15 protein-coding genes are annotated in these 14,794 nt (G+C 73.0%); 8 read left to right on the top strand and 7 right to left on the bottom strand.

Annotated elements, in window-relative coordinates; genetic code table 11:
* Positions 1-132 precede the first annotated feature (132 nt).
* The 4 genes from ACF1FZ_RS06890 to ACF1FZ_RS06875 form a co-directional block, all read right to left on the bottom strand.
* The gene (locus tag ACF1FZ_RS06890) at positions 133-1,944 is read right to left on the bottom strand and encodes a choline/carnitine O-acyltransferase (RefSeq protein ID WP_391772314.1); all 1,812 of its coding nucleotides are present in this window, start codon (positions 1,942-1,944) and stop codon (positions 133-135) included.
* 13 nt (positions 1,945-1,957) lie between these two features.
* Positions 1,958-2,800 (bottom strand): class I SAM-dependent methyltransferase, encoded by an 843-nt coding sequence (locus ACF1FZ_RS06885; RefSeq protein WP_391772313.1) that lies wholly within the window; start codon positions 2,798-2,800, stop codon positions 1,958-1,960.
* Between the two features lie 53 nt (positions 2,801-2,853).
* Complete coding sequence (locus tag ACF1FZ_RS06880; protein WP_391772312.1) at positions 2,854-3,723, bottom strand: arpA protein; 870 nt, start codon at positions 3,721-3,723, stop codon at positions 2,854-2,856.
* Between the two features lie 208 nt (positions 3,724-3,931).
* Positions 3,932-4,201 carry a hypothetical protein gene (locus ACF1FZ_RS06875; protein ID WP_391772311.1) on the bottom strand — a complete coding sequence of 90 codons (270 nt, stop codon included), beginning with the start codon at positions 4,199-4,201 and terminating at the stop codon, positions 3,932-3,934.
* A 119-nt stretch (positions 4,202-4,320) separates the two neighbouring features.
* Between ACF1FZ_RS06875 and ACF1FZ_RS06870 the strand changes: the two genes are divergently transcribed.
* A complete protein-coding gene (locus tag ACF1FZ_RS06870) occupies positions 4,321-4,680 on the top strand; it encodes an arsenate reductase family protein (protein WP_391772310.1) in 360 nt (119 codons plus the stop codon).
* On the opposite strand, the gene ACF1FZ_RS06865 is transcribed toward ACF1FZ_RS06870, so the two are convergent.
* Positions 4,610-5,536, bottom strand: coding sequence for an alpha/beta fold hydrolase (locus ACF1FZ_RS06865; RefSeq protein WP_391772309.1), 927 nt, complete (start codon positions 5,534-5,536; stop codon positions 4,610-4,612). The two genes, ACF1FZ_RS06870 and ACF1FZ_RS06865, sit on opposite strands and share 71 nt — an antisense overlap.
* 51 nt (positions 5,537-5,587) lie before the next feature.
* Between ACF1FZ_RS06865 and ACF1FZ_RS06860 the strand changes: the two genes are divergently transcribed.
* Positions 5,588-6,046, top strand: coding sequence for a MarR family winged helix-turn-helix transcriptional regulator (locus tag ACF1FZ_RS06860; RefSeq protein WP_391772308.1), 459 nt, complete (start codon positions 5,588-5,590; stop codon positions 6,044-6,046).
* 51 nt (positions 6,047-6,097) lie between these two features.
* Here the strand turns inward: ACF1FZ_RS06860 and ACF1FZ_RS06855 are convergent, their stop codons facing one another.
* A complete protein-coding gene (locus tag ACF1FZ_RS06855) occupies positions 6,098-7,021 on the bottom strand; it encodes a Gfo/Idh/MocA family protein (RefSeq protein WP_391772307.1) in 924 nt (307 codons plus the stop codon).
* Positions 7,022-7,226: 205 nt separating this feature from the next.
* Here ACF1FZ_RS06855 and glnII point away from each other — a divergent pair, with 205 nt between their 5' ends.
* From glnII to ACF1FZ_RS06825, 6 genes are all read left to right on the top strand, one after another.
* Positions 7,227-8,261 carry a glutamine synthetase gene (glnII, locus tag ACF1FZ_RS06850; protein ID WP_391772306.1) on the top strand — a complete coding sequence of 345 codons (1,035 nt, stop codon included), beginning with the start codon at positions 7,227-7,229 and terminating at the stop codon, positions 8,259-8,261.
* 356 nt (positions 8,262-8,617) lie between these two features.
* Positions 8,618-9,247, top strand: coding sequence for a winged helix-turn-helix domain-containing protein (locus tag ACF1FZ_RS06845; protein WP_391772305.1), 630 nt, complete (start codon positions 8,618-8,620; stop codon positions 9,245-9,247).
* A gap of 183 nt (positions 9,248-9,430) precedes the next feature.
* Positions 9,431-10,696 carry a sensor domain-containing protein gene (locus ACF1FZ_RS06840; protein WP_391772304.1) on the top strand — a complete coding sequence of 422 codons (1,266 nt, stop codon included), beginning with the start codon at positions 9,431-9,433 and terminating at the stop codon, positions 10,694-10,696.
* Complete coding sequence (locus ACF1FZ_RS06835) at positions 10,681-11,328, top strand: LuxR C-terminal-related transcriptional regulator (RefSeq protein ID WP_391772303.1); 648 nt, start codon at positions 10,681-10,683, stop codon at positions 11,326-11,328. The genes ACF1FZ_RS06840 and ACF1FZ_RS06835 overlap by 16 nt, the downstream gene beginning before the upstream one ends.
* Before the next feature lie 222 nt (positions 11,329-11,550).
* Positions 11,551-13,491 carry a hypothetical protein gene (locus ACF1FZ_RS06830; RefSeq protein WP_391772302.1) on the top strand — a complete coding sequence of 647 codons (1,941 nt, stop codon included), beginning with the start codon at positions 11,551-11,553 and terminating at the stop codon, positions 13,489-13,491.
* A 57-nt stretch (positions 13,492-13,548) separates the two neighbouring features.
* Positions 13,549-14,283 (top strand): TetR/AcrR family transcriptional regulator, encoded by a 735-nt coding sequence (locus ACF1FZ_RS06825; RefSeq protein ID WP_391772301.1) that lies wholly within the window; start codon positions 13,549-13,551, stop codon positions 14,281-14,283.
* Here the strand turns inward: ACF1FZ_RS06825 and ACF1FZ_RS06820 are convergent.
* Entirely contained in the window at positions 14,268-14,618 is a 351-nt protein-coding gene (locus tag ACF1FZ_RS06820) for a 5-carboxymethyl-2-hydroxymuconate Delta-isomerase (protein ID WP_391772300.1), read from the bottom strand. The genes ACF1FZ_RS06825 and ACF1FZ_RS06820 overlap by 16 nt on opposite strands.
* Positions 14,619-14,794 lie beyond the last annotated feature (176 nt).

The raw sequence follows: 14,794 nt of genomic DNA, 5'->3' as shown, positions 1-14,794 counted from the left end.
GCTCACCGGTATGCCGAAGGGCCGCCGCCCCGCAGGACGGGGCGGCGGCCCTTCGGCCGTGTCCGGTCACGAGAGCGCGTGAGGCCGGGTGCGGAGGGCCGGGGCACGGCCCCCTCCGCTCCGCGCCCCAGGTCAGTCCGTCAGCAGTTCCCGCAGCTCGGCGACCGCCTCGCGCAGCCGGTCCGCGAAGGCGTGCATCTGGCCGGCCACCGCGCGCGGGGTGCTCAGGTAGAGGTTGAAGCGGTTCGGCAGCAGGACGTAGGCGACGCCGATGCAGCGGCTGCTCGTGGAGCCGAAGCCGAAGTACTGGATGTTCTCGGACGGTGCCGAGCTCGTGCTCAGGTAGTCGTCCCGCATGGTGAGCCACCCCGGGGAGCGGTACAGGGCGGGCTGCTCGGGTACCCCGAGTTCGTCGCCGCGGCGGCGCTGGATCAGTTCCAGTTCCCAGAGGTGCTGCTCGGGGGCCTCGCCCGCCTGGCATTCCCTCGCCCGCGCCACATGGGCTCCGGCGGCGGCCCTGAAGGCGGCGCGGCGCGTTTCGCGGCCGGCCGAGGGGTCGTCCATCGCCGCCACGAAGGCGTGCGTCTCGGGGGTGACGACGCGCATCGCCTCGGTGCGGCCGTGGCGGTACTGGCGGGTGGCGATCGATTCGTACGTGGCTCCCAGGTGGCCCTTGGCCCGCTGGTGGGCCAGCTGGTACGCGGCCTGGACGAAGGCGTCCGGGGAGACCCCGAGCGCCTTGGCGGCCGTGCTGCCGAAGTCGTCGAAGGACACGGTGCGGGTGGCGGTGTCGTGACCGTACGCGGCGAACGCCTCGGCTGCGGAGCGCACCTGTGACCGCAGGGCCGCGTCCAGCTCGAAGGTCAGGGGGTGCGGCACCGGTTCGCCCTGGGAGCGTGCCCCGGACCGGCGGGAGTGCTCGTCCGGCGGGGTGCCGAGCAGGGCGTCGGTGAAGCTGAGGACGGTCGTCCCGTCCAGCTCGCAGTGCTCGACGTTGATGCCGGCCCGGCCGTCCGCGAACACGACGAAGGAGACGGCCTTGTCGAACCAGCGGTTGCCGCGGTCTCCGTACAGCAGTTCGTCGCAGGCGGCCTGGATGCCGTCGGGCGCGAAGTCCTCCAGGCAGACGCAGAAGAGGGCGGTCTCGATGTCGTCCAGTGTCCGGGCGTTGCCGGGGCGGCCGGCGACGAGGGACGCCCGGGCGGCCGCCCATTCCGCCCGTGCCATGGTGGTGAGGTGGCCGGCCCTGTCCTCCTGGGCCGTGTGGACGCCCGCCTCGGTGACGGCGCGCAGCCCGGCCCCGATCTCGTCGAGGCTGTGCGGGTCCCCGCCGGGGCCGAGCACGTCCAGCCGGAACGCGGTGCCCCGGAAGAACACCACGATGTGCCGGGCCGTGGACGGGCCGGGCGCCTGCTCGCCGTACGGGGCGCGCACGGTGTCCAGTGGCACCCCGGGGATGCGGGTGGTGGAGAAGAGGTACTTGTTCTGCACCATCGACTGGGGCACGCCCCGCTGCTCCACCGGCGCGATCAGCCCCCCGTCGAGCTGTCGCTTGTAGTGCAGCGCTCCCGCGACGAGCCCTGCCGCCCGGTCGATCCGGTCCTGGCCGGTGTCCTGGAACAGGAAGAAGAAGTTGGCGTTGAGCGCGATCCGGTCCCGGCGGCCGAGGTAGCGGTACGGCCAGAAGGTGTCGAGCCAGCTGTGCACGCCCTCCGCCGCGTCGTACTCCGCGAGCGCCGCGTGCAGTGTCCGGCCGGGGCCGCCGGGCCGCAGGAAGGCGGTGACCTCGGCCTCCGTGGCTGCCCGCTCCTCGGCGGTCAGCAGGGGTGCGCACCAGGCGAGGAACCTCTCGCAGCTCGCCTCGAGCGTGGGCAGCGGCACGCGCGGGAGACTGTCCTCACGGGCGAAGGTCCCGGCCACTGCTGCTTCCTGGCTGGCGTTCAATGCGGCTCTCTTCTCAGTCGGTCGGTGGGGCGGTGGGTGTGGAGGGTGTCTGCCGGCGCTGCGGCCGGGAGAGGTGGAGCTGAGCGTAGAGCCAGCCGTCCGCCTCCAGTCCGCTCGCGTCGATGCCGGCAGCGGACAGGCTGTCCAGGACGCCCCGCTGCTCCTGCGGGCCTGCGAACCGTCGTTGTCTGAACACCTCGTCGACTCTCGTCGTCCGGTAGCCCAGCTCCGCCAGGGCCTCTTCCACGGGGGCGAAGGGGAACATCCGCAGCACGAAGTGCGCCATCCAGGGGAGACGGCCTTCCTGCGCGTGGACGACCCGGGTGAGGGTGCGCTCGGTGACGTAGCCGATGCAGCCCGTCGAGATGACCAGGTCCGTCCCGGCGAGCAGGTCCCGCTGCGCGGGGGTGGGGTCGTTCGCCTCGAGGTCGGCGTCGACGGTGTCGTCGAGGAATCCCGCTTCGCGCGCGTAGGCCAGGGCTTCGGTGGAGGCGTCCAGGCCGGTGAAACGCAGGCCGTGCGCGGGGCTGCGGGAGCGGGAGAACTCCCGGTCCCGCTCCAGCAGCTCGGCCCGGGTCCTCGCCCCGCTGCCGTCGTAGCGGGTGTACAGCTCGTCCATCGTGGCGTCGTACTTGAGCAGCGCTGCGTTGATCCCGTACGAGCAGCCGATGTCCAGGACCTTGGGGACGCCGACCTGTTCCGTCTCCCGGTACTCCTTGATCAGCTTGTCGAACCAGGGCTTGGCCAGCTGGGGGACGCAGTAGCCGAGCGGGCGGAGCACCTGGAAGTACGTGCGGGGGTCGGGCGCGGTGTAGATGTGGTCCAGCGAGATTTTTCCGGACGCGTCGAAACGCAAGGGGTTCTCCTCGGTGGGGCGCGTGGCAGTGCCTGGAACCGTTCGCCGGTGCTCTAGTCCAGGAGCTGGTCCCCCCGAACCGCCCGGCCCTCCGCCGCCAGGTGTTCGGGCAGTACGCGGCCGAAGAGCTGCCTGGTCCGCGCCACGCTCCCGATGACTCCGGGGCGCTCGCTGTAGGCGAAGATCGCGCTGTGGCGTGCGAGGGCGCCCCGGACGGGGCTGACCCGGTGCAGCGAGTAGCGGCCCTTGAACAGCTGCAGGTCCCCCGGCCGCAGGGGCAGCCGCTCGGGCCGCCGTGCGCCGCGGCCGTCAAGGACGTCGCGGACGTCGTCGAAGTGCTCGTCGTCGGCGGACCGGATGTTCGGGCAGTACTCGAAGGAACCGCCCTCCTGTGCCTCCTGGGTCAGCATGCTGACCGTGTACTCGTTGGTGTCGAAGTGCCAGGGGTGCTCCGTGCCCGGCCGTACGACGTTGAGCACGAGTCCCGAGAGCGGGTCGGCGAGCTCGTACAGGCGGGACAGTCCGAAGCAGTCGGCGACGAAACGCCGGAACGACTCATGGGCGTGGAGCCTGCTGATGAGGGCGTTGCCGGGGATGCGGTCACGGGCGACGAACGCGTTGCCGCGCTCGAAGGTGCGCCGGCCGGGGTGGTGCTCGGGCAGGTCCGCGTCGACGTCGATGTTGTAGACGTTGACCGTCTCGACGTCGAAGTACGCGTGCGGGGCGAGGGCGGCGCACTCCTGTCGCAGGACCCGGTGGAGCGAGGGCCGGACGAAGTCCGGCAGTACGGTGCAGCCGGCCTCGGCCAGTTCGCGCCTCGCCCGCGCGACGACGGCACGGGCTTCGGGGCTTTCGGGGTCCGACAGGGGGTAGCGGTCGGTGTCGACCACCTGGTCGAGCGTGACGGCTTGCAGAGTGCTCATACGACCCTCTCCACGCGCATGTCGGTAACTCAACTGAGGAGTAACAGAGTTGAAGTTCCCATACCTCAGGTGCGTTGTCTGTGACTCGCCCCACGTGCGGGTGGAGGCCGGTCGGCGAGAGAGGGTGTGCGGCCTCGCACCCGTCCCCCGGCGCGTGGGAGGCACACCCCTGCTCCCCCGGGTCCTCCGGGGGAGCAGGCGGGCCGGATCAGCGGCCGTAGCGGATCAGGGCACGGACCATACGGCAGGTGGTGTCGGACGGCGGGTGGATGGCGAGGCGGGCCGCCTCCGCGCGGATACGGGCGTTGCCGGCGCTCGACGGCTGGTAGACGCCGGTGTCGAGCAGGGATATCGCCAGGCGCATGGCCTTGAGGCGGCGGTTGTGGGAGACGTACCACTCGCGGGGCCGGCCTGCGGGGAGCGGCTTCTTCCGCAGCGGTGTGTGGAGCGGCTCGGTCGTGACTGTGGCGACGGCCATCGGCAACCTCCTGGCACGGTGGTGGAACCCTCACGAACTCCCTCGATTCTACTCCCCCGCACTGACAATCACCCCTGGCCAGAGGCCCTTTTGGGGTTCCCTCCCGTACCCTGGGCCCCATGGAGATCTGGATCAATCCCGCCTGTTCGAAGTGCCGCAGCGCGCTGAGTCTGCTCGACGCGGAGGGCGCCGACTACACCGTCCGCCGATACCTGGAGGACGTGCCGTCCGTGGAGGAGATCCGGGCCGTGCTCGACCGGCTCGGGCTCGAGCCGTGGGACATCACCCGGACCCAGGAGGCGGAGGCGAAGGAGCTCGGGGTCAGGGAGTGGGCGAAGGACGCCGGTTCGCGCGAGCGGTGGATCACCGCGCTTGCCTCGCACCCGAAGCTGATCCAGCGCCCGATCATCACCGCCCAGGACGGTTCGGCCGTGGTGGCGCGGACGGACGAGGCGGTACGGGACGCGCTGGGGCGCTGAGGAAGTCCTCGATACGGCGGCTGATCTCGGCGGCTGCGGGAGCGGCCTGCGGCACGGAGTGGTGGGTGGCCCCCGCGAGCGTCGCCGTCGTGGCGTACGGAAGCAGCCGGGTCGCCGCCGCGGCGACCCGGCCGGCGTCGTGGGCCCGGCTGTCCTCGGCGAGCAGGACGAGCGTCGGCACGTCCAGGCCGCGCAGCTCCTCGGGCGAAGGTCTGGGCCCGGTGACCGGACGGGCGGAGGGGAAGCCCACCGCCTCGTCCCGCAGCTTCGTCCAGGCCGGGCTGAAGGACGCCCCCCTCGTCTCCCAGGCCAGGAAGGCACGGGTGCGGCGGACCGTGGGGCGGAGCAGCATCGGCGCGGCGTGCAGCAGATAACCGGGGCGGAAGCCGGCGAAGCACAGGGTCGGATCCACCAGGACGAGCCGGCTGACGCGCCGGGGTGCGTGCAGGGCGTACCGCAGAGCGATCCAGCCGCCGTACGAATGGCCGCAGAGCGCGGCTGACTCCGTCTCCAGGCCGTCCAGTACCGCGTCGAGCCACGCCGTCAGGCCGGCCGCCGACCGGAGCGGGCGCTCCCCCGTCGTGCTGCGGCCCGGCTCGCCGACGAGATCGACCGCGTGGATCCGGTGGGTGCGTCCGAGGCCGGCCGCCTGGGCGGACCACACGGTGGAGGGGGCGCCGCCGCCGGGCAGCAGGATCAGGGGTGGCGCGCCCCCGGGTCCGCAGCTGTTGATGTGCGTCGTGCCGTAGGGGGTCCGGACCTGGGAGGAGACCGTCCCGGCAGGCCAGTCGGCGGCCAGGACCTCGTCGTACGCGGCGTGGAATCCCGGTGGGGCGGTGCGGGGTGCGTGCGTCATGGGTGCCTCCAGCCCCTCACGTTATCTCGCTCGGCGAGATAACGTGAGGGAATGACCGAGGAGGACGGGCCGGACGGGCCGGAGATGGCGACGGTCCATCTGCTGCGCCGGGTGTCGGTCGAATTCGGGCTGCGGCAGGCGGAGTTCGCCGCTCGGCACGGGATGCACCCCACCGACGTACGCGCGCTGATCTGCCTGCTCGACGCGGGCCGCGCGGGGACGCCGGTCACCGCCGGCCGGCTCGGGGCGCGGCTGGGACTCAACTCCGCGGGCACCACCGCGCTCATCGACCGGCTGGAGCGCCTCGGTCATGTCGTCCGCACCCGGGACGCGCACGACCGCCGCCGTGTGCTGCTCACGGTCACCGCACGGGCCGTGGACCAGGGGCAGGAGTTCTTCGGGCCTCCCCTGGCCCGGATGGCGGATCTCCTGCGCACCCTCGACGACCGGGAGGCGGCAGCCGTACGGCGCTTCCTCCTGGAGGCGCACGCGGCGCTCACCGGGACGTAGCGGCCCGCGCCGGTTCCCGATGCGGTTCGATTCCGTGCCGGGGAGGGCGGTTCAGGCCCTCCTCAGCGCCGTCTCCGCCTCGGCGAGGACCTCGGTGAGCCGCAGGCCGAACCGTACGTCGCAGGGGTGCGCCACCCCCGTACGCGCCGCGTCGGCCAGCGCGTCCACGGCCGCCCGGAAAGCGCCGGGCGCGTCGCCGCCTCCCCCGGGCAGGGTGGCCACTCCCCGCTCGCCCCGGAACTCGACCTCGGTGCCGACCGCGCCCTCCGGCGCGTCCAGGGCGAGCGTCACCGTGCTCGACGCGCCGGAGGCATGGCGCAGCAGCAGATGCGCGGCGTCGGCCGGGCCGCGGGCCGCGGCCACCCGCGTCACGTCGCCCAGGACCGGGATCAGGACCGAGAGCGCGTGCGGGCCCACGTCCCACAGTCCGCCCTTCTCCCGGCGCCAGGGCGAGGCGGCGAACTCGCTGCTCGCGCCCGGGGCGAACAGAGCGCCGATCCAGAGGGCGCGTGCCGTGAACCAGCCGCCCGCCGCTGCCTGCTCGGCGATCCACCCGGCCGTGCCCCCGGCGAATCGCAGCGTGCAGAAGACCACGGAGGCGACCTGGGCCCGCTCGGCCGCGTCGGCGGCCTGGCGCGCACCCGCCACGGTGGTGGCGACCGGTTTGTCCAGCAGGAGGTGGCATCCGGCGTCGGCGGCCCGCGCGGCCAGGGGCGCCTGGATGTCCGGTGGCACGGCGAACGCCACCGCGTCGCTCGTGGCCAGGAGCGCGTCGATGCCCGCCTCACCCGTGTACGCCTCGGTGCCGTGGACGGCGGCGAGCGCGCCGGCCGCTTCGGGACGGCGGCCCCACACCCCGCTCAGTACGGCACCGGGGTGCGCGGCGAGGGCGGGGGCATGGGTCAGGCGGGCCCAGGGGCCCGCCCCGACGAGGCCGACCCGCAGCGGTACGGCGGAAGCAGCGTGTGCGGTCATGCCGCCAGTCTGCCCGGACCGGGGCGCCGGTGCGGAATGTATCCGGTGCACCGCGGGGTGGGGCGGCCCGGGGCGGTGGGGGCCCGCCGTCCGGCCGTCTCCGGAAATCCCGGTAACACGGGGTTCACATTCGGGCAACGGTCGGGAAATCGCACCTTGCCAAGCTGCGCACCATAGACCGCAGCACCCGCAAAGGATGGCGTCCGTGACGTTCAAGGCTGAGTACATCTGGATCGACGGCACCGAGCCGACCGCCAAGCTTCGTTCCAAGACGAAGATCATGGCCGGCAGTCCCGCGCAGGACGTGGCGGATCTGCCCATCTGGGGCTTCGACGGTTCGAGCACCAGCCAGGCCGAGGGCCACGCCTCCGACCGGGTGCTGAAGCCGGTCTTCGCCTGTCCGGACCCGATCCGTGGCGGTGACGACATCCTCGTCCTGTGCGAGGTCTTCAACATCGACATGACTCCGCACGAGTCCAACACCCGCGCGTCGCTGCGTCCGGTCGCCGAGCAGTTCGCGGGCCAGGAGCCGGTCTTCGGCATCGAGCAGGAGTACACCTTCTTCGACGGCCACCGTCCGCTCGGCTTCCCCGAGGGCGGCTTCCCGGCCGCGCAGGGCGGCTACTACTGCGGTGTGGGCTCCGACGAGATCTTCGGCCGCGACATCGTCGAGAAGCACCTGGACAACTGCCTGAAGGCGGGCCTCGCCATCTCCGGCATCAACGCCGAGGTCATGCCCGGCCAGTGGGAGTTCCAGGTCGGCCCGGTCTCCCCGCTGGAGGTCTCCGACCACCTGTGGATCGCCCGCTGGCTGCTGTACCGCACCGCCGAGGACTTCGACGTCTCCGCGACGCTCGACCCGAAGCCGGTCAAGGGCGACTGGAACGGCGCGGGTGCGCACACCAACTTCTCCACCAAGGCGATGCGTGAGGGTTACGACGCGATCATCACCGCCTGCGAGTCGCTGGGTGAGGGCTCGAAGCCCATGGACCACGTCAAGAACTACGGCGCGGGCATCGACGACCGCCTGACCGGTCTGCACGAGACCGCCCCGTGGAACGAGTACAGCTACGGCGTCTCCGACCGCGGCGCCTCCGTCCGCATCCCGTGGCAGGTCGAGCAGGACCGCAAGGGCTACATCGAGGACCGCCGTCCGAACGCCAACGTCGACCCGTACGTGGTCACGCGGCTCATCGTCGACACCTGCTGCACCGCGCTGGAGAAGGCCGGCCAGGTCTGATCCGGCATCGGCACGGCACGGAGGGGCGCCCGCACACGGGCGCCCCTCCGGCGTGCCCGGACGGTGCGGGAGGGTGCGTGGAGCGCCTGACACGGTGCTCCGTACCGACAGGTGGGAGGGCCCTGCTGCGCGGCGCCGATCTCTGCTTCAATGGGGTCATGGCCGGCTTCCAGCACACCACGTCGGGTCGCAGCGACCTCGAACCGTTCTGGCCCTCCCGTCAGCACCATGACTTCGACCGGGTGTGTTGCCGCGCGTGGAGCGCGCAGGCCCTCTAAAGCCGCCTCACCCCGGCCTTCGGCCCGCGCGTACGACGTACGTCCTCGACGACTCCTCGCGCGAAAGAGCTGACACCCATGGCGAACACCCGTACCTTCCCCACCGCGTCCGCCGCCCTCGCGGCGCCCGCGGTTTCCGCTGCGGCCCCCACCGCCGCCCGTCGTCCCTCCTCCCCCGACCGCCAGCGGCTGCGTGCCGTCGACCGTGACGAGGTCGCCGGGCTCGCGGACGTGGCCGGCTTCCTGCCGCCGGGCGCCACCTGGCTGCCCGCACCCCAGCACACCCTGCCGGCGTTGCCGGGCCGGCCGCCGATGGTCGGGTACCTGGTGCTCGTGCCCGCCGGCCGGCAGCCGGCTCCGGCCGGGGCCGTCGCGTCCGCCCAGCACCGGGAGCCCGTGCCGGAGCCGGTGGCCGGCGCTCCGGCGGGCGGTCCCGTGCGGATCGACCCCTCGCGGCGCACCGCCGCCGTGGACGGGGTCCCCCTGGACCTCACCTACCTCGAATTCGAGCTGCTGGCACACCTGGTGGCGCACCCGCACCGGGTGCACACCCGCGATTCGCTGGTGACGACGGTCTGGGGTTACGGGCATGTGGGCGACGGGCGCACCGTCGACGTCCATGTGGCCCGGCTGCGCCGAAAGCTGGGGGCCGAGCACCGCAGGGTGATCCAGACCGTGCGGCGCGTGGGGTACAAGTACGCGCCCTGACGCGCACCGCTCCTGCTGGAGACCCCTGGAACCCAAGTGGTCCCGGGGCCTCCAGCCGTTCCGGTGGTGGTGCCAGGTACACCCCCCGCCGGGGGGCGGAACGGCTGACGGTGATCCCCCTCCACAGGCGAGACTGGGCGTCGAACGGGATCCGACGGGGGCCCGGAAAAGGGAGACATCATCATGAATGCGGCCAGGAGCCGAATACGGAGTGCGCTGCTGGCCGGGGGGCGGGCGTTCACCCTGTCGTTCGTGAGCCTCGCGGGCTCGGCCGTTCTCTTCGTTCTGTCCCTTCTCTCGATCGTCCTCGTCCTGCTGGGCGTGGGGCTGGTCACCACGCCGGCGCTGACGGAGGCGGTCCGCAAGCACGCCGATCAGCGCCGGCGCCTCGCGGGGGCCTGGTCGGGCATCCGTGTACCCGTCCCCTACCGGCCGTTCCCGAAGGATCTGCGCACCGGTTTCACCGGGCAGGTCGAACGCACCACGCTGCTGCTGAAGGATCCGGCGACCTGGCGGGACCTGCGGTGGCTGCTGCTCGACATGACGGCGGGGTACGTGCTGCTGATCCTCGCCTTCGCGCTGCTGGCCTTCCCGGTGGAGGGGTTCGTCCTGGCGGCGGGACTGTGGCGGGTGTTCGAGGACAGCACGTACTGGTACGGCTTCGTGCCGGTCAGCAGTCAGGCGACGGGGCTGGCCGCCGCGGGGCTCGGCGCAGCGGTCTTCGTCATCGGGCTGTGGGCCGCCGAGCCGCTGCTGCGGCTGCACTTCGTGCTCGCCCGGTCGGTGCTGGCACCCACCCAGGGGGAGCTCGCGCAGCGCATCGACCGGCTCACCGAGACCCGTCACGAGGCCGTGGACACGGCGGCGTCCGAACTGCGGCGCATCGAGAGGGATCTGCACGACGGGGCGCAGGCCCGGCTGGTCGCCATGGGCATGAACCTCGGCACCATCGAGGCACTCGTCGAGAAGGACCCCGCGCAGGCGAAGGAGTTGCTGGCGATGGCCCGTGCGTCCTCCGCCGAAGCCCTCACCGAACTGCGTGACCTCGTACGGGGCATCCACCCGCCGGTACTGGCCGAGCGTGGGCTGGGGGACGCGGTGAGGGCGCTGGCCCTGCGGCTGCCCGTCGCGTCGGAGGTGACGGTGGAACTGGCGGGCCGTGCCGGGGCGCCGGTCGAGTCGGCGGCGTACTTCGCCGTGAGCGAGGCCCTGACGAACGCGGTGAAGCACGCGGACGCCGACCGGATCTGGGTGGACATGCACCATGCCGAGGGCATGCTGCGTGTTTCCGTCACGGACAACGGCAAGGGCGGGGCGGCCGTCGGAACCGGCTCGGGACTGAGCGGAATCGAACGCCGGCTGGGTACATTCGACGGCGTACTGGCCGTCAGCAGTCCTGCGGGCGGCCCCACCATGGTGACCATGGAGATCCCTTGCGCGTTGTCCTAGCCGAAGATCTCTTCCTGCTCCGCGACGGCCTCGTACGGATGCTCGAAGCCTATGACTTCGAGGTCGTGGCGGCTGTCGAGACCGGGCCGGAACTGACCCGGGCGCTCGCGGAGGCGGAGCCGGACGTCGCGGTCGTCGACGTCCGGCTCCCGCCGTCCCACACGGACGAGGGCCTGCAGTGCGCGCTGGCCGCCCGCCGCGAGAGACCCGGGCTGCCGGTGCTCGTCCTGTCGCAGCACGTGGAGCAGCTGTACGCCAGGGAGTTGCTGGCCGACGGCAACGGCGGCATCGGCTACCTGCTGAAGGACCGGGTGTTCGACGCCGACCAGTTCATCGACGCGGTGCGCCGGGTCGCCGCCGGCGGTACGGCGATGGATCCGCAGGTCATCTCGCAGCTGCTGTCACGGCGCTCGGCGGACGAACCGATGGGCGGCCTGACGCCCCGGGAGCGTGAGGTCATGGAGCTGATGGCACAGGGCCGTTCGAACGTGGCGATCGCTTCGCAGATGGTGGTCACGGAGCGGGCGGTGGCCAAGCACACCTCGAACATCTTCAGCAAGCTCGGCCTGCCCGTGTCGGACGACGACAACCGCCGCGTGCTCGCGGTCCTCGCCTACCTCGACCGGGGCTGAGCACCGGGCAGCCGCTCGGCGGCGGAGCCCGGCGCCGCTGAGTGCTCCACCCGCACGGATCCCGCGGCGGTCCGGACGGGAGGGGCCGGGTGGTCGCCCGTGTGTACGCGGGTCCCGGGGAGGAAGCGTCCGGCACCCCGGCTCGCGCGGGCGAACCGCCCGGCCCCCTCCGGAGCGCACCTGCCGAGGTGACCATCGCACCATTCGCTCGTTCAGCTGAACATGCGCCCTCTGCGAGCAGTACCGCCGTCCGCCGGCCTCCCGTATGCGGAGCAGGCCGGCGGGGGACGTGCCGGGACCGTGTCCGCCGAGCACTACGCCCGGCTGGCGCGGATCGCGTATCTGGTGCTGGCGCCCTCTCCCGGCCGTAACCGCCGGGTGCTGTCGGCCCACCGGCTGGCTCACCGGGCCCTGGCCGGCGGGCGGGGCCCGGATCCGGAACACGCGTACGCGCACGCGCGCCTGCGGGTGCTGCGTTCCGCGTTGGAGGCGGGGCTGCCGCTGTTCCGGTTCGCCCGGCCCCGGCGGGCGCAGTTCCCGCCCCTGGTGCCCCAGGTGTGGGGGCTGCGGTTGTTTCCGCACTCCTGCGGCGCTGCCGAGCTGGCTCTGGAGCAGGCCCTCGCCGAGGCGTCGGCGCCCTGCCGGGCCGCGCACGTGCTGCGCGGGCTCGAAGGGCTCGACGACTCCGAGGTGTGCCGGGTCCTCGACGCGGCGGGCGTCGCCGACCCCCGGGCGGCGCTGCTGGAGGCCGACGCGCTCACGGCGTCCTACGCCCTGCTGGCCTCACCGGAGTTCGACCCGTGTTCCCTGCAGGCCAGGCCTGCCGATCCGGTCCGCCGCCGACGGCGCGGACGTGCCGTCCTGGCCGGCGCCGGCGCCCTGCTGGTCTGCGGGTCGCTGCTGTTTCTGCCGGAGGACGGCCTGGGCGGGCCGCGCCCCGCTTCCGCGCCGTTCCACGCGCGCCACCATGCCACCCGGCAGGCCCTGGATCCCGCGGCGTTGCGCCGGGTGCCCGACGGGCTCTGGCGGGGCTCCGTGCGCAGGGACTTCACCGTCTGGCCCACGCGCGGCGACCGGGCCGGGGACACCCGTCTGCTGGGCCGTGCACTCGCCGCGTGGACGCGGCCCGGCCCGGCGGTGGTCTCGTCGTCGGCACCCGGGACGCCCGACGGTCCGCCGGCGGGACCACCACAGCTGCTGTACGCGGGCGAGGTCGGCGCGGCGGCCGTGGTGCTGTTCCACGACGGTCTGCGGGTCGTGCGCTACACCGAACCGCGCAACGCCGATCCGGCCGGGGGCGCCGCGCTGGACCTCGCCCGGGTGGACGGCGCGGACGCGGTGGCGGCGGGCGCGCTGGTGGTGCAGCGCCGCGCCGGACGGATCCGCTATCTGACCGCGCCCTGGACACGGGAGGCCGGCGTACGGGACCTGCTCGCACCGCACGAGGCCGCCCGGCCGCTGCCCCGCGACCGTCACGGGGTGACGGATCCGCTGACGGGTCCTCCGGCGGGGCCGGAGGAAGGGACCGAGGACGGCGGGGTGCACTGCCGTTCCTGGCAGGCACTGGAGCTGCGGGACGGTGCTGCGGCGCGCCTGATGACGGACCTCGGTGAGCTCACACCCGTACGTCTCACCTCCGGCGCGCCGTCCGCTCCGCACGACGTGTCGGGCCGGGCCGAGCGGGAGAGCTGGGCGCGCACCGCCTGTCTCCTGCCGGCGCTGCGGTCCCGCGGCGTCCGCTCCGTGAACTCCTGGCCCTATGCGAAGCAGCGGCTGCCGGAGGGCGGGGGGAGCGCCCTGTGGTCCTGCACCAGGGCGGACACCTGGCGGGGCACGGGCAGCAGGGTCATGGCACAGTTCCAGGCCCCGCCCGGGCTGTCGGGGGGCGTCGGAGCCCCGGGAGCGGTCGCGGCACGCGCCGAGGACTCACCGGACTGCGGAGCACGCAGGCCGCGGGTGCTGGCGGGAGTGCTGTGGAGGTCGCCGTCCGGACGGTGGTACGTACTGGCTGCGGGTTCCCGGCAGTTCGCGTCCCTGTCCGTGACCGGTGGCGTCAGTGGCCGGTCGGAGGGCAGACTGCTGGTGCTGCCGGCCGGGGAGGGCGTCCGGCCCCGGCTCCACGGGCTGCTCAGGGACGGCAGCCGGGTGGGTTCCCTGCGCTGATCCCCCGGCCGGAGTGCGGCGGCGGGCCGCCCGCCCCGCACGGTTAGGCTGTCCGGCATGACGACCGGGGTGCGGCGCAGAATGGGTGTCGACGAACGCAGGGCCCAATTGATCGGCGTCGCACTGGAGTTGTTCAGCCACCGTTCGCCCGACGAGGTGTCGATCGACGAGATCGCCGCGGCTGCCGGTATTTCGCGGCCGCTCGTCTACCACTACTTCCCGGGCAAGCGCAGCCTGTACGAGGCGGCGCTGAAGCGGGCCGCCGACGAGCTGGCAGGCCGCTTCCTGGAGGCCCACGAAGGGCCCCTGGGGGCCAGGCTGCTCCGGGTGATGCGCCGGTTCTTCGACTTCGTCGAGGAGCACGGTCCGGGCTTCGCCGCGCTGGTGCGAGGCGGCCCGGCAGGCGGTTCCTCCACGGCCGACGCCCTCGCCGACGAGGTGAGGCGGGTCGCGTACGAGCAGATCGTCGCGCATCTCGGTGTGGCGTCCCCGTCCGCCCGGCTGGAGTTCGTCGTGCGGTCCTGGGTCTCGCTGGCCGAGTCGACCGCTTTGCTCTGGCTCGACGGGAAGCGCGTTCCGCGTGCCGAACTGGAGTTGCAGCTGGTGCACGACTTCGCGGCACTGGCGGCGGTGAGCGCCGCGTACGACCAGGAGATGGCCGGCATCATGCTGCGGGTCTTCGCGCAGGAGCCGGCGGACGGCCCGCTCGGTGAACTGCTCGCCAGGCTCTCCGTCCTGGTGCCAGCCGCACCGGCCCCGCCGCCGCAGCGGCTGCCTCAGTTCTTCCGGTAGGAGGCGTCCAGGTCCCTGACCTCGGCCGAGGCGTGGACAGTGAGGCCGTCGGCCGGCTTCAGATACCCGGCCAGCAGCTCCAGGACGGCCTGTGTCAGCTGCGCCTTGATCTCGGGGGTCCGGCCGGGCAGCATCGCGATCGAGACGTTCACGACGGAGCCGCCCGCCGCGGCGTCACCGACGACGGTGTCCTCGGCCCGGTGGAACCGGGTCTTGCAGGCGGGCACCTTGGTGGACACGGTCTCGGCGACGAGCGGGTGCAGGGCCAGCGCGAAGCCGCGGCGGTCGAAGCCGTCGTCGAGCCCGGCGGAGTAGTCGACGGTGATCTGCGGCATCAAGCGCTCCTGACTGCGGGGACGAGTACGCATACGTGTACGGCGTGCATGCACGCGTACGGCTTCAGCTTCGCGTGCCCGGACCGCCGGCACAAGACAGTGCCCACGACGCGGACAGGCCGGTCCCCGGCTCCGGCCCGGAGAGGGCGCGGAGCCGGGGACCGGCCGTGGGAGGG

The sequence above is a fragment of the Streptomyces sp. NPDC014623 genome (assembly GCF_043088245.1).
Lineage (GTDB): Bacteria > Actinomycetota > Actinomycetes > Streptomycetales > Streptomycetaceae > Streptomyces.
Note: the sequence above shows the minus strand (reverse complement) of the source record. Positions and strands in the feature narration are given on the sequence as shown.